Source organism: Mesorhizobium sp. M0768, from assembly GCF_040320195.1.
GTDB lineage: Bacteria > Pseudomonadota > Alphaproteobacteria > Rhizobiales > Rhizobiaceae > Mesorhizobium.
Window position 1 is genome coordinate 1 of sequence record NZ_JAMYPD010000127.1, and the last position, 563, is coordinate 563.

The window sequence follows — 563 nt, forward strand, 5'->3', positions numbered from 1 at the left end:
CATTTCCAGGAAGAGGTGGAGTTCTTCGGCAAGCGCGTCATCCCTCTGGTGCGCGAACTGGAAGCGGCGCGCGACAGGGAGCTCGTCGCCGCGGAATAGGACAGGCGCGGCCTTCAGGCCGCCGCCCGCACGCCTTCAAATCAGGGACGTTTCATGATTGGTGCTTCGCTGGGAGCCGCCGCATACGAGCGCGCGCCCGAAATCTCCGGGATTCTTGCTGGTGCTGGTCCCGTCGAGGACACGCGCCCGGCGCGCCTGTCGCCAAAGGCTGATGCGATCCTGGCGCTGGGCGGGATCAGCATTTCTTTTGGTGGCGTCATGGCATTGCGGGATGTCGACCTCGAGGTCAAAAGCCGCGAGATCCGCGCTGTGATCGGTCCCAATGGCGCCGGCAAATCCTCGCTGATCAACATCATCAGCGGCCTCTATCACGCCGATCAGGGCAAGATCGCGATCGATGGCCAGTCCTTCTCCCGGGTGTCGGCAAGCCGTCTGGCACGGCTCGGCGTCGCGCGCACCTTCCAGAACCTGGCACTGTTCGGTGGGCTTTCAGTGCGCGACAA

At 64.1% G+C, this 563-nt stretch carries 1 protein-coding gene; it reads left to right on the forward strand.

Going from position 1 to position 563, the window contains the following annotated elements:
* Positions 1-153 precede the first annotated feature (153 nt).
* Positions 154-563: ATP-binding cassette domain-containing protein (locus NKI08_RS34645; protein ID WP_352776027.1), on the forward strand; the 410-nt coding region annotated here is incomplete at its 3' end.